Source organism: Neobacillus sp. NRS-1170 (genome assembly GCF_050468025.1).
Genome location: NZ_JBITPF010000024.1, coordinates 24,871 through 41,949, shown reverse-complemented (window position 1 = coordinate 41,949; position 17,079 = coordinate 24,871). Strand labels below are relative to the sequence as shown.

The window sequence follows — 17,079 nt, the reverse complement described above, 5'->3', positions numbered from 1 at the left end:
CAAACCTTAATAATCTCTCCATATTAATGACAATCCGGTCCGCAATCACAGTCTGGCCCCCAATCACAATCAGGATCGCAATCAGGAATACAATCAAGGTAAGAGATGCAATCCCCTTTCTTTTTGCGGTATTTATTTTTCCCATAATAAATCAGGATAAAAAGAAGCAGCAATATCCCAATACCTATAGCAATTAAACCAAAGACTAATTTAGTTTTTATAATTAGCACAGTTCCAACGACAAAAGAGATGATCATCATAGTTAATAATAGAAAAAACATCGAAAATCACCTTTTGTTTTGTGCATACCAAGCAAGAGCATGCTGTTCCATTTCCTTCACAAATGATTTTTTGGCTGGGCTATAATCACTTGTATTTTCATATCGCTCTGCTAACATTTCCTTAAAGCGGCTGTACCTTGCTGCTTCCTCTGGATGGGCTCGAAGATAATCCCGAAAAATTAAATGACGCTCAATTTGCGGATTATCGAATTGATAAAAATGAATATGATGGGTTCTGTTTTCTCCGCCCTTTCGAAATAATCTTCTGCCTGGAATACCCCATTCCCCTACAACATCATATCCAAGTTCGTTCATTTTGTCGTTGTATGAATCCACCTTTTCAATGTCTCTTACGATACACATCATGTCGATAACAGGTTTTGCCTTTAATCCCTGAACAGATGTACTGCCAAAATGTTCGAATCCGATTATTTCATCCCCAAAAATGGTTTTGAGAAATTGTGCCTCCTTTTGGAACATTATCGCCCAACTTTCATTAAATTCGGAAAGTCTTACTTTCATTCTATTCCCTCCAAGGACCTATTTTCACCTCTCTATAACATTATAAGTGCTGTTTTTTATGAATGGGTATTTTTTACTTACTTTTTAAAAAAGTACATAATTTGGAAACTAAACAGGAATAATTTTCGTCTAATAAGTAACATTAGTCCTAGGGATGGTGTCTGAGCATGACCTGGTTTTATATAGCTTTGGGGTTTATTGGGATTGTTGCGATAATTACGATAGAGGAAAAAGCAAAGGAGTATTTAATAGAAAAAGGATATAAATTATCAAAGCCGATTCAATTGCTGTTAACTATGGTTGGTGCGGGCCTGATTTCTCTTGTTATTTTTTACATAAGACATTAAAATTAATCCCCCACAAAATTGTGAGGGATTTTTTTCTTTTTATGCAACTTTAATTGCTTTCCCGAATGGAACTCTTGGTAAAAATGCACCCGGTACCAGCCAAAATAATTCAAAATCGACCTTCTCCATCTCTTCAGAAAAAAATCCGGTTACGTCCGTAATATAAAACAGTGTATCTACATTCTCTTCTTTTGCCCACTCAAGCACTAATGTATAGGAAGATTTCCCATGTGTATGATATTTGATCGTATCACTTTTTACGGGAGTAATGCTTCGAATTTTAAAATCCGCTTGAACCAATATCGTATCTGGCTTTAGCTGTTCAAACAGTTTCACTATGTTATTAATAAGGATGGCTGGAGCCTCGTTGGTGGAAGTATCCACGGCTAAGGCTACCTTTTTGTCTTGACGCTGCTGAATCATTGAAAGTATTGATTTGTGCCATTTCAACGCCATTTCCCCCTTTATTTGAATGAGCGAGCCATATTATTTTTGGCTAAAAAGGAAGGGCTTATGATTGGATAATTGCGGTACTATTTTTTAGCTGTTCTTTTACCCATTCGTAATTTTTAACTTAAAAATGTGCATTCTAATCTTATATAAAGTTCAACAACTTTAGTAACCCAAATAAAGTAGCTAGGAGACACAAATAGAATAATGACGTTAATCCGACAAATGGGTCCAATAATAAATCGAAAAAGGCACTCCATTTTTCCTTTTTAGTAGCGGCATTTTTTAATTCAGATATCAGGAAACGTAATGAAATCCAGATACAAATAACTCCCAATAATAGGAAGATGGTTCCAATCAATTAACTCACCCTGTTTCAGTTTGAGAAATGTTTTATTAAGTATATTCTCCAAATCATATTTCAAAATGTAAAAAAGAGCTGCCGCAGCAACTCAGTTTTTAACTAATTTATCGGCGAATCGAAAAGGGCGATTAATTCATTCCTTCGATATCCAGCAAGACTTTGCCTGTACTCATCCGGTTTTCTACTAAATCATGTGCCTTTGCGGCTTCCGCCAATGGAAAGTGGTGGCCGATATTTATTTTTAAGCTGCCATTAGCTATCATTGGAAATACCTTTTCCGCAACGGGCTGCAATAAATGAGGGCGCAGTTTTCTTGTCGTACCTAAGCTGAACCCTAGAACAGACCTGCAGCTAGCATGCAGATCGCTTGTTTTAAAATCCCCTGCTTCACCGCTGGAATTACCTATCTGAACTAAACGTCCATAGGGTGCAAGGCACGCTAAACTTTTTTCAGTTATTTTCCCTGCAACAGAGTCTAAAATAATATTTGCCCCTTTTCCTTCAGTTAGTTCATTCACTCTTACTGAGAAATCTTCCTTTTCGTAGTTAGCGACATAATCAGCACCAGCCTCTAGCGCCACATTTATTTTATTTTCACTTTCAACTGTCCCAATCACTTTTCCTGCCCCTAAAATTTTTGCTAATTGTATGGCGGTCGTCCCTACCCCGCCCGCAGCGGCATGGATGAGAACCGTTTCTCCTTGTTCCAATTTTGCTAGATTTGCGAGCAAAATATAGGAAAGAAAAGTAACGATTGGACTAGCAGCAGCTAAATCAAATCCGATACTTTCAGGTATTGCAAAGGTCAAATTTTCATCAGCCACAATGTACTCTGCATAGGAACCATTGGACGGAAACGCAATCACACGCTGTCCAACTTTTAAATGCTGAACGTCTTCTCCAACTGCCTCTATTACACCTGCAGCATCAATGCCGGGAATAAACGGAAAGGTTCCTCCCTTTTTCCCGTACCGTGACTTTATATCAGCAAAGTTAACACTCGTTTTTACTACGCGAATTAAAACCTGTTTAGTACCGAATTTCGGCAATTCAACATCGGTGTATTTCATCACATCTGTGTTGCCAAACTCAGTTACAATAATTGCTTTCATTTTGGAATCCCCCGTTCAATCAAGTTTCTGTTTCTACCTATTCCATTTTTGCAGGGATAATTCCTTCTTAAGGATCAACCACCATACTGAGATGCGTGGGAAAATTGGATTTCGCAAATAAAATAATTTCTCATCCAAAAAATGACCCTAAAAATGCAAAAAAGGCTGCACATTTATGTGCGAGCCCCTTTTTTCAGCCTCTATTTGATTGAATTCTTCGTATTTTCATAAATTCCGATTACTGCTTCATCGATTTCATCTCTCGACATCCGCAATGCTTTCTCTGATCTGGCAAAACCAATTTCAAGTTTACCTTCCTTCAGTCCTTTAAAAATTGCGTCTGCGAATTCATCCAAATTAGCCCCGAAAGTATGTAATCCCACACCGCCTAAATCCGTATTTACCGCAGGAGGAGCCACTTCAATCACCTTAATCGAAGTATCCGAAAGCTGCAATCTTAAACTTACAGTAAAGGAATGCAGTGCGGCCTTCGTAGCCGAATAAATCGGGGCAATCGCCATTGGTGTGAAAGCCAGACCTGACGTTACATTAATAATAGTTCCATTTTCTCTGTTAGCAAGATACGGCGCAAATAGCATTGCTAGATGTATCGGCGCTTCCAGGTTAGCGGTTATTTCATTATTGTAGTAGTTCCAATCCTCTATCGGGTTCGCCTTAAGAATATTGAAGCGCTGTTGAATACCCGCATTATTCACAAGGACATTCAATTCTGGATAATGACTTGTTACCCATTCAAATAACGCCAACCGCTCTGATTCATTTGTTACATCACATACACGAGTCTCTATTTCAGGGAATTTTTCTTTCGCTTCCTTCAGCTTTTCTTCCCTTCTCCCACAAACAATGACCTTGCTTCCCGCTTTGATAAATCGTTCTGTAAAAGCTAGTCCAATTCCAGAGGCACCACCTGTGATTAATATTGTATTGCCTGCTAAATTCATTAATCCCCCTCTTCTCATTTTAATAAAATAAATTTAGAACTATGGCTATTACAAAAGTAAGGATACAAAAACCCATCATGAAATACCCAATGTAGCGAATCCCTTTAGGCAAAGAACTTAATTTAAAGCTGTTTCTTTTGTAAACACCCCCAGCAGTTATCTTTTGCAGATCCTCGATTGGTGTATACAATTTATCATCATCAATCTCTTTAAATGCTTCACTGGGTTGTGTCTCGTGTTTTTTTTCCATCCCTAATACCCCCCTCACTTATAACTCTCTAAAATATATGAACAAGAAAATACGATACATAAGTTGTATCGCTGTTACTGATTAATCACAATATATCCCAGCCATACGAAGAATAGATAATTCGGGACCACTAACAAAAGGGCAGGCCAGCGAGTCTTCTTTTTCAGGGATATCCCTGCCCCAACATATAATAAGGGAAAAATTAAACCCCATACTTCGAAACGTGGAGTAGCAGCAAGATAAAGGGACATGGGTAAGATAAGAATGGAGGAAATATAAAGAATTTTTCTCTTATTTAACATTATGGCAAAAATGGCGAGGATAAGTGAAATTATGGTGAAAGGCCAAAAAATAAACATATATTACCCCCAACTTTAAAAATGGTTCCTTTCAAGTAATTATATTCAACAGATAGGCTTAACTATCCTGCCATCTTACCACAATTAGGAAAATCATAAAAACCTTTTCCTGCCTCCGCAAGTAAACGCGGACCTCACTTTCATAAAATCATACATCAGTGCTGCTTTTCGTCCTTTATCGGTTTCTCTATTTCTTTTATTATGAAGGCAATCCATGAATTCTTCATCACATTGACAAGGTGATATTCCTTTATCTAGACATTGGTCATGTTTTTGGCAGCATTCATCCACATCATTAATCGGGGCTCCTGGACCGCTACAGCCAGGTCCGCACCAACGGTATCCTGGAAAAATGCAGAAGGAAAAAAGACCACTTCGGCTTCTGTTTTGCAAAACTTACCACCTCCATACCAATTACTTTATATTAAAATATGATTGTCTGATAAAAATGTATTGGCAAATCCCCAGTTTCAAGACAAGCATTAGTAGAAAGTTATATAATAAAGATAATAGTATATATTGAGGAGTAGATTCCTTTTGGCTTCCCTTCAGTTTTTAACTTTACTTTTTAAAAATAAATGGCTCATATATATTCTGCTAACGTTAGTGCCTTCCCTAGCGATTAGTTCTTATTTGGCGCAGCATCAGGTAAGTGTGGCAGAACTAGAATATAAAGGGAAAGCTCAGGAGTATGCCAATTTTCATGCCATGACTATTGAGCATTTTCTAGGTGAAACGGTCGGAAGACTAGAAATGCTGGCTACCTCGATCAGGGTCCAAAATAATAATCTTAATGGTGTAGAAAAAATACTGCGGGAAACGATGGGGAAAGATCCACGTTTTTCTGGTTTCTACTGGGCAAGTACAAACGGGGACCTGTTAATTAGCACGAACAAAATCAATTCTACAGTTAACGTAAGTGACCGTCCTTATTTTCAGGAAGCGATTCAATCAGAGAAAACCACTATATCAGAGCCACATTATGGCCGTGTAACCGGCAGGTATATCATTTCAATCGCCTCCCCAATTGTGGAACATGGAGAAATTCAAGGTGTTCTACTTGCCAGCTTACGAATCGATGAAATAGAGACAGCGATTCAAAATTTATTAAAAGATGAAATGATTATCGTCTACGATGGAAACGGAAAACAATTAATAAAGGCCGGTTCCATCATTAAGCAAGATTCGGTTAAATCCAGCATGAATGTATCACAGGTACCATGGACGATTTCTGCCTTCGTCGCTTCTGATAATGAACTCATTTTTTGGAAGACCTTTTTTATTAGCCTTGCCGTGATCTTAACCATTACGAATATCTTATTTTTATTGGCAAAATACGTCCTTTTACATCAAAGATTGAAAAAGGAAAAAGCACAGACGGAGATTCAAAAGCTGGAATTAATCGGCAATCTCGCTGCCAGCACGGCCCATGAAATAAGAAATCCTCTTACTGGCATTAAGGGATTAGTGAAGCTCTTAAGTGAGGAAAATGGGGATGAAAAGGCACAGCGATATTTCAATGTCATTCAAACGGAAATTGATCGGATTAATGCCATCGTAAGTGAATTACTGGTGCTTGGCAAGCCGACAGCTTATACACTAAGAACTTACAATGCCAATGACATTATCGCAGAAATAGTCCCGATTATTCATTCCGAGACCAATTTTATGAATGTGGAATTGAACATCCAATACGCTGAAGAAGATCTGCCTGTTTCCTGCGTAAAAGATCATTTAAAACAGGTTATACTCAATCTAACGAAAAACTCTATCCATGCGATGCCCGGCGGCGGCAAACTTACCATTCAACTAGAAAAAGAAGCCGACAATTGTAAAATAACCGTAGCGGATAACGGGGTAGGAATGCAGAAGGATCAAATTTCGCAGGCCTTTAATCCTTTTTACACGCTGAAGAAAGATGGCTCAGGATTAGGTTTAACCGTATGCAAACGGATAATCGATTCCTATGGCGGAGATATCTCTATCAAAAGCATGCCAAATGATAGAACAGAGGTAGAAATTACCCTTCCTCTTTCATTTGAATAAAAATCGTAGGATCTCCCTGCGATTTTTTTAATATTCTTTCTCACAAATTGGAGGAATAGAATTTTTTTAAGAGAATAATATTGAACGATGGGAGAGTGATAGGATGAAAAGAAGGTCTTTTTTGATGATGCCATTACCGGGCTATGAACCAGAAATCGGTCGTTGGCTCTGGTCTTTAGAAGATGTCCGGCGCACTATTAAAGAACGATTAGCTGGACTGAGTCAGGAATTGATTGATAGAAGGCTTGAAGGAAGACATTCAATCGGAAGCCTGCTTTACCATATTGCGCTAATTGAAGCAGATTGGTTATATGAAGAAGTCCTTTGTTCAGGATGGCCGTCTGATGTACAAGCTATGTTTCCGTTAGAACACCGGAATTCTTCCGGAGAATTAGCACATTTTCAAGGTGAAACCATTGAAGCTCATTTCGATCGACTAGATTCCATACGTGAAATCTTCCTTACTCATTTCCGGACAATGAATATGGAGGATTGGAGAAAGCCAAGAGTTTTGCCAAACTACGATGTAACCCCAGAGTGGGTTGTATATCATCTAATTGAACATGAAGCCCATCACCGAGGGCAAATTTTTCAACTCTTGAACTATTTAGAGCACCTTGAGGATTAAACTCAAAAAAACAGCTACACAAAGTGCATAGCTGTTTTTTTGTATTCATTAAACTTCTTCCCCTTTTTTCATTAAAGCCGAAGAGCCTTTGAACAGTGGCACGAGGAATAAAACACCAATGAAAAAGAGTAAGGCCGAACCTTCATACATCGCGACAAGTGATAAGCTCTTCTTCAACCAGCCGCTCATAGTCATGGTGATGACCATTGTCCCCATAAACATCGGATTCAATATTCCGTTGACGCGTCCAATAAAGGCTTCATCGGTATTTTTCAAAATCATTGTATTAATACCAATGTGAATACATGGCATAAACAAACCGCTAATGAATTGTGCTGTCAGCGTGATCCATAACTGCTCTGATAGGCCCATCACAAAAAATCCCAGGGCACTCACGGTCATACCAATTGCAAGCAGAATTTGCGGAGGAGTTTTTTTCGCGAGCCCCATCGTTAGGCCTCCTCCTAAAATCATTCCTGCGCCGAATGCAGCCATCAGCCATTGCAGCTGCTCTTTTGGCAAACCTAGTTTTTCGGTAATGAGGAAAATCGCAAGCGGCTGTGTCAGTCCCAGCGCCAAGCCAGCTGCCGCAAAGCAGCCTCCAAGTAACGTAAGTGCTTTACTGTTCAGCACATAACGGAACCCTGCCTTCATTTCCTCGACGAGTGTGGTTTTTTCTTTCTTTTCCTCCATTTCGCGGTCAGGCGGCAGCATCATTAAAATCACAGCAGAAAGAATAAAGGCAACACCCATGATTGCAATCGCTGCGTTAATGCCGTAATGCTGGAAAACAAACGTTCCAATAATTGGTCCTAGGATCATAAACACCGCAAACAGCGTTTGATACATGGACATCCCCATCTGAATCATTTCTTCCTTCACATGAAGCTTGAACAACTTCATTCCCGAAGGCTGGGAAAACTGGGAAAGAATCGACGAAACCAGTGTTGCAAAGAAAATAGCCTTCCAGCTTCCTAAGACGAGTGTTAATAATACTACAAAAATAGAAAGGGCGCTGAGCAAATCGCACCAAACCATTGTCCGTTTTGGGCGCCACCTGTCAGCAAAAGTGCCCCCGATAAAGGAAAAGAGAAAGATTGGTGCGAATTCAGCAACTGATATAAGTGAGACCGCCACTGGGTCCTCATTTGTCTGCTCAATTACAAATAATAAAATCGAATAGTTGCGCACCCAAATACCAATTTGCAAAAAGAAAGTAGAAAGCAAAATGGTGCGAATGACTTGATTACGGAATAATGCCCCCATTGATAGTCCCTGGTTAGTTGTTTCCGTCATAAAAAAACCTCCTTATCCATCAATCTGGATAGGAGGCATTTTGAGGCAACAGGGCAGAATACTCCGTTCATTACTTGTACTCCCCTAATGCCTATAAAAGCCCGCACTAAACCTATCCAGAAAAAATATATCCGTTTTATACGAAATTTTTTTCTAAAAATAGGTTTAGTAGATCATTGGCTTTTTGGTCACCCTTTCGTTATATCGTATGTTTTATACTACTTGATTCTATTCAAAGAATCAAGAGTAATATTGTAGTTTTTTGGAAAAGGGCGTTATTCAGTTGTTAAGCTTTTAAATTTGTAAGCTTCCAATTCCAAGATTTTATTTTTGATACGCTCTAAACAATACTGCTTATTTAACTCTTTATCGGGTGAGACACAGGATTCCGTCATGACAAAACCATTTGGCAGCAGGACAGCCACGATGGTGCACTTTCCAAAGAGCTGGGTTATTTCAATTTGTGACTTTTCAATCATCGCGTCAATTTCTGTCTTTGTTGCTTTCTGAGTAATTTGCTGGTCCTTTACCGCAAAGAAGGCATAATCTGATGGCTCAAATGCCATATCAAAAGCCTGCTGCGTTGTTTCAATGATATCGTTACTGATTAAATTTCGAACCTTCACTTTTCCATCTGGTGTCATTTCCAATAGCTCTACTTTATTCCCTGGTATCCCCTTTACTTGAAAAACCTTCAAGTTGTTCCCCTCCATTATGCATAATTCCGCTTTCTCATAGTTTATTCGGGGCCTAGTCAAGCTGTGAGTTTTAAAATGAAAGAGAGTGGCAGCGATAGTGTCCAAATTTGTCAGACTTTTAATAATAAGTTAAAAGCTAATTGTGATTGCAGTCGGAAAAACAGGGATCAGTTCCGAAACAAATACAGTCCAAATCCCAACGTATCCCTGCCCCACGTTAAATAGGTGCGGCGCCAGGCACGGATTCGCTCCAGCATCGCATCATAGTCTGGATCTTCCGGATTCTCTAGACAATAATTCTCAATCGACATGGAATAGAGCCATTCATATTCGTCCCAATCCTCTTCGCTGGCAACATACGACCATAACGGAACTAAGCCTAATTCCTCGCCAGCTTTCACATTCTCTGCATGGCTCCTGAGTTCAGATTCCTCCGCTCCGCCAAGTGCCGCCAAATACTCTGCACTCGGAGTCTGTTTCCAGTAACCTTCCCCTATTAAAAGGAACCCATTTTTGCGGACGAGACGCTTCATTGTCTCCAAAGTAGACTCCAGCCCGCCTAAAGCGTGTGTCGATCCAATACAAATTCCTAAATCATAGCTCCCGGATTCACATTTTTCGACTGCAGCACCAGCATCATCTACAATAAACTCAATGCTTCCCTCAGGAATCCTGCTGCTTGCACGTCTTTTTGCTTCCTCAATTGCCCCAGCGTACAACTCAACAGCTGTACCAGAAACCTGGTAATTTTCCACTAGTCGAATCAGCAGCTCACAGCGGCCAGCACCAATATCAATTACCTTATCCTGTGGTTTAAGCGAGGCCATGCCTAGCATTTTCTTAATCTTTTCTTCACTCATCGGGTTATAAAAGGCATGATCCCGATGAGCAATCGCTGAAAATTTGTTCCTGTCCATTTTCACGACCCCCTTATTTCAATAATTCTATTTTAATACTACACTTTCCATTTTATAAGCCAGCTTTTTCCTTTTTTTTTAATTTGTGTTATGATTTTCCATAACACCATTAGAGGAAGGATGAAATACGTTGTCATTTGAAAGTGTAAAAGCGCATTTTAAACAATGGAATCGTGAACAAGATATGATGGAGTTTGAAACCTCAAGTGCTACTGTAGAACTGGCAGCCGAAGCAATTGGCGTAATTCCTGCCCGAATTGCGAAAACTTTGTCCTTTCGCGGAGAAAACGATCAAGCAATTTTGGTCGTGGCCGCCGGAGATGCCAAAATCGATAACAAGAAATTTCGCCAAACCTTCGGCTTCAAAGCGCGCATGCTTACTCCCGAAGAGGTCCTCGATCAAACTGGACATGCTATCGGCGGAGTTTGTCCATTTGGCTTAAAAAATGAACTCGATGTTTACTTAGATGCCTCCATGAAAAGGTTCGAAACCCTATTTCCAGCTTGCGGGAGCTCCAACTCTGCAATCGAGTTGACGAATGATGAAATGTTTCAATATTCACTTGCCAAGAATTGGGTTGATGTTTGCAAGGGCTGGGAAGAAGAAGAATTGAAGGAAACAGTAGCATTAAATAATGAGGCTTAGCTGAAAAAACAAGCAGTTGTTAGATCGAACAACTGCTTGTTTTTTTGTATTACAATTCCTTTTGATCTACATTTAATTCAATTAAATTCCCATCAGGGTCCGCGCAGAAGATTTGTGCGAATCCGCTTTTGCTATTGGGCTTTTCTAGAATCTCAATCTCATTTTTTCTTAACCAATTTCGCGTTTCATGATAGTTTTCCACCCTTAGCGCGAAGTGACCTTCTCTACTTGATAGGCTTTTATCTTTTCGAATTGTCTGTGAGGACGGATGCACAATTAGGTGAAGCTGCTTCCCCTCTATTTCATACCAAGCACCTGGAAAGTCAAAATCAGGGCGCTCAATTTCTTTCAAACATAAAATTTTTCCGTAAAAAGCTTTTGCTCGTTCTAAATCTGTCACCGAAAGACTGACGTGATGGAGGCTTTTATATTTGATCATGAAACCATCTCCTAAAAGGTTATAAAGGTAATTTTATCATATCCTGGCCTAAGATGAGCATCCTCCGCCGCAGCTTGAACAACTAGAGCAGCTTGAACCGCCGTGATCCCCGCCGCCATGGTGGCTGCCACCGCTGTCACCTGAACCGTCCGTAGAGGAACCTGTTCCACAAAACATGGCGGTAGTGCATCCGCTCGTGGTAATTGCTGCATTCGCATAGGCATAAGCTTTCGTATACTTCCAATAATCATCAAAATAATAATAGGAGAAAAAGACCATCATAAGGGACAATGAAGTCATTTCCCCAAATGTCCGCTGCCTTGTGAATGTCCCTTTCTTATCTTCCTGATAGATTTTTTCAGATTCATTCAATTGCTCTTTCATTTGAGCAATCAAATAATCAACCAAATCTTTATTATCTTCATTTATATTAAAATATTTTTCTTGAAGCCATAGATTACTGCCTTGTCTAAAGTCCTTTAAAACCGCGGTGTCCATCGGATGTTTGAAAAAACTCCCCCACGATTTCCAGCTATATTCCGTAATTTGAAACAACTGTGAGAAGACCCAATCAAAAAAGGCACGTTCCTTTGGTGCAGGTTTGGGGCTTGTGTTAGGCGTGTGGTGAAGCATTTTCCCCATAAATTTCCCTGAAAACGATTGATACTTTTGTGTAAAAAGCAGCATAACATGCCAGATTTCATCGACCTCTTCACTAAACATAGGCGTTTGTTTTAAGAGATTCGTCAGTATAAAATACCGTTTTAACTCGAACAGCCGCCATTCAAATTCATCTTCTGTTCGTTTCGGATTCTCCTGAAGGAACCGCTGTTTAACTTGCTGGATATAATCATCATCTATAGCGGCGTTAAATTTTTCAAGCAACGGCTGGATGGGTACATGATTAAGGGCACCGAGACGGGCAGGAATATTTTCTTTTGCTAATTTTGGCCTGCCTTTTAGTACCATCGTAATGATTCCTGCGGTTACCAAGAGTCCTGCTGCTAAAATTCCTAATACCAAATTACCACTCCCCCTTTATCCTTATTTTAGATGATGAGCTAAAATTTGTAAAAATCTTAAAAAATTATGGTAAATTTAGATTACTAGACTAACTAATAGAGGTGAACGATTGTGCTGGAAAATTTCCCTGTTTATATGTCTTCCTTTAAACAAGAAAGAATGATAAGAGTCTATCTGCCGGAAAGCTATAACGAATATGAACGACGCTATCCTGTATTGTATATGCACGACGGACAAAATGTTTTTGAAGACGAAGGGGCTATACGAGGGATATCGTTAGGAATGAAGGACCACTTGGAACAAACTGGTCTTGACATTATTGTCGTTGCGATTGACTTGAACCCTGAGGGCGAGGAGCGGATAAATGAATATTGTCCATGGGTGAACGGTGAAACAAGTAAGAAAGTTTTAGGGTACGCCAGCTCTTCAGGGGGCAGAGGCGAAGAATATCTGGACTTCATCCTCCATGAACTGAAACCGCTCATCGATAAGAAATACAGAACGGTTACGGACCATACTTCGATGGCAGGCATTTCTTTAGGCGGTCATATTTCTACATATGCTGCCTGCAAGTATCCTCATATCTTTAAAAGAATCGCCGCTATTTCTCCAGGTTTTTACCGTAACCAGGAAGAAATCGAGAAACTTTTAAGGAGCTCCGACCTCTCATCCATCGAAAGATTTTACATCGACTTTGGCACAAAGGAAGTCGGCGAAGACGAGGAAATGAACCAGCTGTTCCTTGGGCTTACGAACGGTGTTTATGATATTTTGAAAAGTAAAGTGGAAAACTTACATTTTGAGGTTATTGAAGGTGCGGAACACCGCTATGAATTTTTTAGAAAAAGAATTCCCGGCATGATTTCCTATCTATATTCAGACCTCAAAAAAACAGGTATGGCGGATTAATCGCCATACCTGTTTGATTAAAATGGTTTTAATATCATAAGGATAATGATAATGATAAAAATAACATTTGCCACGTTTTCAGTTCGGAAAAGGGCTTTGGATAAGCGCCAATATTCCTCAGGGATATCATCACCCTTATGGGATTCTAATAGGGCTTTTACCGGTTTGGACCTTGGTGACAGCAGGAGCGGTCCAGACGCAAGAGCCACTAAAAATAGAATAAGACTTATGACATACCATCCCATCCGAAACAGGCTTGGATTGAGGAAGCCCATAATCAAACCTGTCACCAGCAAAAGCGTACCGCCAATCATCACATAAATATGTAACTTGTGACGGATTCTATAGGAATGCCGTAATTCGGTCATGGTATTTCCAGATTTGACAACTGTCGTTAAAATAAAACCAGGCCCCATCCCGATGATAGCCGAAAAAATATGAATAAAAACAATGACTTTGTAGAATGTAATCATTTTTAGACGACCTCCAATCTCTACAAGGCCATTTTAACACATAATTTCTCTCCTCATGAATCGCCTTTTTTACATTTTCATGATTTATAAATGCAATACCATATGTTCATCAGCATAATATATGCCATTTATTTTCATGGCCTTTTCCTCATATCCATACTCTTTAAATCCTAATTTTATATAGAGCTTTTTTGCCTTTTCATTACTGGCCATAACAGATAAGTTTATTTTTTCAATTGCTTCGACTGATTTTGCTTTCTTTATAGCCTCGGTCATCAGTGCCTCACCGATGCCAGTGCCGCGTTTTGACTGTGTTACATACATGGCATAGATATTGGCACGGTGCTTGATTTTTTCTGCTTGTTCTTGCAGTAATGTGACGACTCCAATCAGCTCCCCATTTTCAAACGCGCCAAACGTATAGTTCCCTGGCTGACTAAAGTTACGGGCTGTCTGTTCGATCGGGTTTTCTCTCTTTATCGCATCTTCATAGCTTGTTAAAAAGGCCTCTGGATTTTGTTTTAATGCTTCTAACCTTAAACCCCAATACTTTTCAGCATCAGCTGAAGTTAGCAATCTAATTTCCACCCTTAATCCCCCTTGCGAAATAATCGATCCACTTCTTTTTTTAAGTCCTCTAACAGAGGAAAAGTTGAGTGGCTGCCCAGGCTTTCTACGATATTCGTATAATACCACTTTTGCTGATCCCTTCCTGCATTAAACCTGTCCCACACCTTGTCGCCAACCTGTTCATAATCACTTAAAATGGAGCGTATATTGTGGAGTTTATCGGCACAGGCTACTGCACGAATTCCTACAGAAGCGGTCTTTAAAAATTCTATCGTATGTTCCTTCCTAGCTTTCCAAGACAGTGATTTATCTGGTTCGGAGCAGCCTGCCACAATTTCAGCAATTTTCGCTCCAAATTCCCGCACAATATCTTCTAATGTAAGTTCTGTATCTTCAACAGTATCGTGCAGGATCGCCGCAGCGACGACGTCATCGCTGTACCCCGCCTTCAATACCAGCATCCCGACTGCGGCAGGGTGGGCGATATAAGGTATATCGGTATTTTTCCTGCATTGGTTTTGGTGTGCTATACTAGCAACTCGAAGTGCTTTATCAATTACGTCCATATAAATGACCTCCCTTACCTTTTATTTTACAAGGTTGAGTGGAGAAATGGAAAAAACAAGCAGCAATCTGCTTGTTTTTAAATTGAAAAATCGTCCGGTATAAAAACCTTCAACTGTTTTGGTTTTACGTACACATCTTCCCCAGTTTTTAGATTGAGGCTTCGATAGTGTTCTTTTGTTAATTCCGCTTCTAAAAAATCACCATTATCTTTTCGGATAAGTTCAAGCTGGACCACCGCTCCAACCAAATGGATATAGCTGATTTTTGCAGCAACTGAATCAAGGCTTTTTTCTAGTTCAATGCTGATATCATAGGGCCGGACATAGCCAACTGCATCTGTATTCATCGATTCCGCAAATTCAGGCGGTGCGTCGACCTCAAAATTCCCATGGCGCAGTTTCCCATTATGCAAACGCCCCTTAAATAAATTAACATTACCTAAGAAATGATAAACAAATGGACTATTTGGATTTTCATAGACTTCTTCTGGTGTACCAATCTGCTCAATTTTTCCTTCATTCATAACAACAATCCGATCTGCAACATCAAGTGCCTCCTCTTGATCATGCGTCACAAAAATACTAGTAATCTGGTAATCATCATGCAGCTTTCGAAGCCACCTGCGAAGATCTTTCCTAACCTTTGCATCCAAGGCACCAAATGGCTCATCTAATAAAAGGACCTTAGGTTCAACAGCCAAGGCTCTTGCAAGTGCGACCCGCTGCCGCTGCCCGCCAGACAAATTGGATGGATAGCGGTCGGCATAAGCCTCGAGCTTTACTAGTTTCAGTAATTCATAGACCTTGTCTTTTATTTCTTGTTTGGAGGGTCTCATTTTTCTAGGACGCACCTTTAACCCATAGGCAATATTATCAAAAACGGTCATATGGCGGAATAAGGCATAATGCTGGAACACAAAGCCGACTTTACGCTCCTTAGTATGGATGTGGGTCATATCTTCATTCCCGAAAAGAATGGCTCCCTGATTTGCCGTTTCTAAACCAGCAATAATCCTTAGCAAGGAAGTTTTTCCCGAGCCGGACGGGCCAAGAAGGGCAACGAGTTCTCCTGTTTGAATATCGATATTAACATTTTCAAGGGCGTTAAAGGTGCCAAATGACTTTGAGATGTTTTGAATTTGAATGCTCATTTTTAGGAAACTCCCTTCGCTTTCCATTCAATTACATTTTTTATGATCAAGGTAAAGATAGCGAATAATGACATTAACGATGCGACCGCAAAGGCGGCAGAAAATTGATATTCATTATATAAAATTTCAATATGAAGCGGCATCGTATTGGTCACTCCGCGAATATGCCCAGACACAACCGAAACGGCGCCGAACTCTCCAATCGCTCGAGCAGAACACAAAATAATGCCATACAAAAGTCCCCATTTGATATTCGGCAGGGTCACCAGCCAAAATGTTTTCCAGCCGCTGGCACCTAGTGTCATGGAAGCTTCTTCATTGGCGGTTCCTTGCGTCTGCATCAATGGTATCAACTCCCGGGCGACAAAAGGCAGAGTCACCAAAAGAGTCGCAAGTACAATTCCGGGTACAGCAAAAATGATTTTGATATTATGTTCCAGCAGCCACTGTCCAAACAGACCGTGGGCACTGAATAATAAGACAAATACCAAACCTGCGATGACAGGGGAGATTGCAAAGGGCAGGTCTATTATTGTAATGAGAAGGCTTTTGCCTTTGAAATGAAACTTGGTCACTGCCCATGCAGCCGCCACACCAAAGATGGCATTAAGAGGAACGGTAATTAAGGCTATGATTGCAGTTAACTTTATCGCCGCTAAGGCATCAATGTCGCTTATCGCTGCTAGAAAAACAGGTATGCCTTTTTCGAATGCTTTTATAAAAATAGCTGAAAGCGGTAATAACAAAAACAAACATATAAATGCTAAAGCGATTGTGATTAGGAACCAGCGCACCCAGCGAGGTTCTGATTCTTGGATTGGGGTTTGCTGTGGTGCTGTTGAATATTGTAAAGAAACATGCCCGGCCATCGTTTTCCTCCTTGCTTATTAAAAATTTTTTTGATTATTGTTTGTTATACGTTACCATTTCTTTGTTTCTAACCTTTTGGGTCACGTAGAGTCTTTCTACGTTACCCTTATCTCTGTTTCAAACTCTTTTCGGGTACGTAGACCCTTTCTACGTTACCCTTTTCCCTGTTTCTGACTCTCTTTCGGTCACGTAGACCCTTT

Annotated in this window: 23 protein-coding genes; 5 read left to right on the top strand and 18 right to left on the bottom strand. The window is 40.0% G+C overall.

The features are described 5' to 3' along the window. Positions 1-23: 23 nt before the first annotated feature. Both ACIFOT_RS09975 and ACIFOT_RS09970 read right to left on the bottom strand, forming a co-directional pair. A complete protein-coding gene (locus ACIFOT_RS09975) occupies positions 24-281 on the bottom strand; it encodes a hypothetical protein (protein ID WP_430064258.1) in 258 nt (85 codons plus the stop codon). Between the two features lie 6 nt (positions 282-287). Then, positions 288-803, bottom strand: coding sequence for a GrpB family protein (locus ACIFOT_RS09970; RefSeq protein WP_430064256.1), 516 nt, complete (start codon positions 801-803; stop codon positions 288-290). Between the two features lie 167 nt (positions 804-970). Here ACIFOT_RS09970 and ACIFOT_RS09965 point away from each other — a divergent pair, with 167 nt between their 5' ends. Continuing rightward, on the top strand, positions 971-1,150 hold the full coding sequence (locus tag ACIFOT_RS09965) for a hypothetical protein (protein ID WP_430064254.1): 180 nt from the start codon (positions 971-973) through the stop codon (positions 1,148-1,150). Positions 1,151-1,189: 39 nt separating this feature from the next. Here ACIFOT_RS09965 and ACIFOT_RS09960 read toward each other — a convergent pair whose 3' ends face one another. From ACIFOT_RS09960 to ACIFOT_RS09935, 6 genes are all read right to left on the bottom strand, one after another. Beyond that, positions 1,190-1,600, bottom strand: coding sequence for a VWA-like domain-containing protein (locus ACIFOT_RS09960; protein ID WP_289987789.1), 411 nt, complete (start codon positions 1,598-1,600; stop codon positions 1,190-1,192). Positions 1,601-2,092: 492 nt separating this feature from the next. Then, complete coding sequence (locus ACIFOT_RS09955) at positions 2,093-3,076, bottom strand: quinone oxidoreductase family protein (protein WP_430064252.1); 984 nt, start codon at positions 3,074-3,076, stop codon at positions 2,093-2,095. Positions 3,077-3,276: 200 nt separating this feature from the next. Continuing rightward, positions 3,277-4,038, bottom strand: coding sequence for an SDR family oxidoreductase (locus tag ACIFOT_RS09950; protein WP_430064250.1), 762 nt, complete (start codon positions 4,036-4,038; stop codon positions 3,277-3,279). A gap of 19 nt (positions 4,039-4,057) precedes the next feature. After that, positions 4,058-4,288 carry a hypothetical protein gene (locus ACIFOT_RS09945; RefSeq protein ID WP_430064249.1) on the bottom strand — a complete coding sequence of 77 codons (231 nt, stop codon included), beginning with the start codon at positions 4,286-4,288 and terminating at the stop codon, positions 4,058-4,060. A 74-nt stretch (positions 4,289-4,362) separates the two neighbouring features. After that, positions 4,363-4,647 carry a hypothetical protein gene (locus ACIFOT_RS09940; RefSeq protein WP_430064247.1) on the bottom strand — a complete coding sequence of 95 codons (285 nt, stop codon included), beginning with the start codon at positions 4,645-4,647 and terminating at the stop codon, positions 4,363-4,365. A gap of 93 nt (positions 4,648-4,740) precedes the next feature. Further along, complete coding sequence (locus ACIFOT_RS09935; RefSeq protein ID WP_430064246.1) at positions 4,741-5,040, bottom strand: phospholipase; 300 nt, start codon at positions 5,038-5,040, stop codon at positions 4,741-4,743. Positions 5,041-5,184: 144 nt separating this feature from the next. On the opposite strand from ACIFOT_RS09935, the gene ACIFOT_RS09930 reads away from it, so the two are divergent. Beyond that, positions 5,185-6,693, top strand: coding sequence for an ATP-binding protein (locus ACIFOT_RS09930; RefSeq protein WP_430064244.1), 1,509 nt, complete (start codon positions 5,185-5,187; stop codon positions 6,691-6,693). A 103-nt stretch (positions 6,694-6,796) separates the two neighbouring features. Beyond that, positions 6,797-7,321 carry a DinB family protein gene (locus tag ACIFOT_RS09925; RefSeq protein WP_430064242.1) on the top strand — a complete coding sequence of 175 codons (525 nt, stop codon included), beginning with the start codon at positions 6,797-6,799 and terminating at the stop codon, positions 7,319-7,321. Positions 7,322-7,369: 48 nt separating this feature from the next. Here ACIFOT_RS09925 and ACIFOT_RS09920 read toward each other — a convergent pair whose 3' ends face one another. The 3 genes from ACIFOT_RS09920 to ACIFOT_RS09910 all read right to left on the bottom strand — a co-directional run bounded on the left by ACIFOT_RS09920 (position 7,370) and on the right by ACIFOT_RS09910 (position 10,232). After that, positions 7,370-8,617: an MFS transporter gene (locus ACIFOT_RS09920; protein ID WP_430064240.1), complete on the bottom strand. Its 1,248-nt coding sequence runs from the start codon at positions 8,615-8,617 to the stop codon at positions 7,370-7,372. A gap of 275 nt (positions 8,618-8,892) precedes the next feature. Beyond that, positions 8,893-9,315 (bottom strand): Gp49 family protein, encoded by a 423-nt coding sequence (locus ACIFOT_RS09915; RefSeq protein WP_430064238.1) that lies wholly within the window; start codon positions 9,313-9,315, stop codon positions 8,893-8,895. Between the two features lie 167 nt (positions 9,316-9,482). Continuing rightward, the gene (locus tag ACIFOT_RS09910) at positions 9,483-10,232 is read right to left on the bottom strand and encodes an SAM-dependent methyltransferase (RefSeq protein WP_430064236.1); all 750 of its coding nucleotides are present in this window, start codon (positions 10,230-10,232) and stop codon (positions 9,483-9,485) included. Between the two features lie 130 nt (positions 10,233-10,362). Here ACIFOT_RS09910 and ACIFOT_RS09905 point away from each other — a divergent pair, with 130 nt between their 5' ends. Next, positions 10,363-10,878: a YbaK/EbsC family protein gene (locus ACIFOT_RS09905; protein WP_430064234.1), complete on the top strand. Its 516-nt coding sequence runs from the start codon at positions 10,363-10,365 to the stop codon at positions 10,876-10,878. A gap of 49 nt (positions 10,879-10,927) precedes the next feature. Here the strand turns inward: ACIFOT_RS09905 and ACIFOT_RS09900 are convergent, their stop codons facing one another. Continuing rightward, a complete protein-coding gene (locus ACIFOT_RS09900) occupies positions 10,928-11,317 on the bottom strand; it encodes a VOC family protein (protein ID WP_430064232.1) in 390 nt (129 codons plus the stop codon). Positions 11,318-11,365: 48 nt separating this feature from the next. Continuing rightward, positions 11,366-12,340: a hypothetical protein gene (locus ACIFOT_RS09895; RefSeq protein ID WP_430064230.1), complete on the bottom strand. Its 975-nt coding sequence runs from the start codon at positions 12,338-12,340 to the stop codon at positions 11,366-11,368. Between the two features lie 111 nt (positions 12,341-12,451). Between ACIFOT_RS09895 and ACIFOT_RS09890 the strand changes: the two genes are divergently transcribed. Then, a complete protein-coding gene (locus ACIFOT_RS09890) occupies positions 12,452-13,249 on the top strand; it encodes an alpha/beta hydrolase (protein WP_430064228.1) in 798 nt (265 codons plus the stop codon). Positions 13,250-13,266: 17 nt separating this feature from the next. On the opposite strand, the gene ACIFOT_RS09885 is transcribed toward ACIFOT_RS09890, so the two are convergent. The 5 genes from ACIFOT_RS09885 to cysW form a co-directional block, all read right to left on the bottom strand. Beyond that, entirely contained in the window at positions 13,267-13,722 is a 456-nt protein-coding gene (locus tag ACIFOT_RS09885; RefSeq protein ID WP_430064226.1) for a DUF2269 family protein, read from the bottom strand. A gap of 84 nt (positions 13,723-13,806) precedes the next feature. Further along, entirely contained in the window at positions 13,807-14,310 is a 504-nt protein-coding gene (locus tag ACIFOT_RS09880) for an N-acetyltransferase family protein (RefSeq protein WP_430064225.1), read from the bottom strand. A 2-nt stretch (positions 14,311-14,312) separates the two neighbouring features. Further along, positions 14,313-14,858 (bottom strand): HD domain-containing protein, encoded by a 546-nt coding sequence (locus ACIFOT_RS09875; RefSeq protein ID WP_430064223.1) that lies wholly within the window; start codon positions 14,856-14,858, stop codon positions 14,313-14,315. 77 nt (positions 14,859-14,935) lie between these two features. Then, the gene (locus ACIFOT_RS09870; RefSeq protein WP_430064221.1) at positions 14,936-16,009 is read right to left on the bottom strand and encodes a sulfate/molybdate ABC transporter ATP-binding protein; all 1,074 of its coding nucleotides are present in this window, start codon (positions 16,007-16,009) and stop codon (positions 14,936-14,938) included. Between the two features lie 2 nt (positions 16,010-16,011). Next, on the bottom strand, positions 16,012-16,878 hold the full coding sequence (gene cysW, locus ACIFOT_RS09865; protein WP_430064220.1) for a sulfate ABC transporter permease subunit CysW: 867 nt from the start codon (positions 16,876-16,878) through the stop codon (positions 16,012-16,014). Positions 16,879-17,079: the final 201 nt, after the last annotated feature.

Coding starts and splice junctions, on each gene's coding strand:
- ACIFOT_RS09875 (WP_430064223.1), bottom strand. CDS start 14,858: ATGGACGTAATTGATAAAGCACTTCGAGTTGCTAGTATAGCACACCAA.
- ACIFOT_RS09870 (WP_430064221.1), bottom strand. CDS start 16,009: ATGAGCATTCAAATTCAAAACATCTCAAAGTCATTTGGCACCTTTAAC.
- ACIFOT_RS09970 (WP_430064256.1), bottom strand. CDS start 803: ATGAAAGTAAGACTTTCCGAATTTAATGAAAGTTGGGCGATAATGTTC.
- ACIFOT_RS09885 (WP_430064226.1), bottom strand. CDS start 13,722: ATGATTACATTCTACAAAGTCATTGTTTTTATTCATATTTTTTCGGCT.
- ACIFOT_RS09950 (WP_430064250.1), bottom strand. CDS start 4,038: ATGAATTTAGCAGGCAATACAATATTAATCACAGGTGGTGCCTCTGGA.
- cysW (WP_430064220.1), bottom strand. CDS start 16,878: ATGGCCGGGCATGTTTCTTTACAATATTCAACAGCACCACAGCAAACC.
- ACIFOT_RS09940 (WP_430064247.1), bottom strand. CDS start 4,647: ATGTTTATTTTTTGGCCTTTCACCATAATTTCACTTATCCTCGCCATT.
- ACIFOT_RS09955 (WP_430064252.1), bottom strand. CDS start 3,076: ATGAAAGCAATTATTGTAACTGAGTTTGGCAACACAGATGTGATGAAA.
- ACIFOT_RS09975 (WP_430064258.1), bottom strand. CDS start 281: ATGTTTTTTCTATTATTAACTATGATGATCATCTCTTTTGTCGTTGGA.
- ACIFOT_RS09920 (WP_430064240.1), bottom strand. CDS start 8,617: ATGACGGAAACAACTAACCAGGGACTATCAATGGGGGCATTATTCCGT.
- ACIFOT_RS09925 (WP_430064242.1), top strand. CDS start 6,797: ATGAAAAGAAGGTCTTTTTTGATGATGCCATTACCGGGCTATGAACCA.
- ACIFOT_RS09900 (WP_430064232.1), bottom strand. CDS start 11,317: ATGATCAAATATAAAAGCCTCCATCACGTCAGTCTTTCGGTGACAGAT.
- ACIFOT_RS09910 (WP_430064236.1), bottom strand. CDS start 10,232: ATGGACAGGAACAAATTTTCAGCGATTGCTCATCGGGATCATGCCTTT.
- ACIFOT_RS09945 (WP_430064249.1), bottom strand. CDS start 4,288: ATGGAAAAAAAACACGAGACACAACCCAGTGAAGCATTTAAAGAGATT.
- ACIFOT_RS09965 (WP_430064254.1), top strand. CDS start 971: ATGACCTGGTTTTATATAGCTTTGGGGTTTATTGGGATTGTTGCGATA.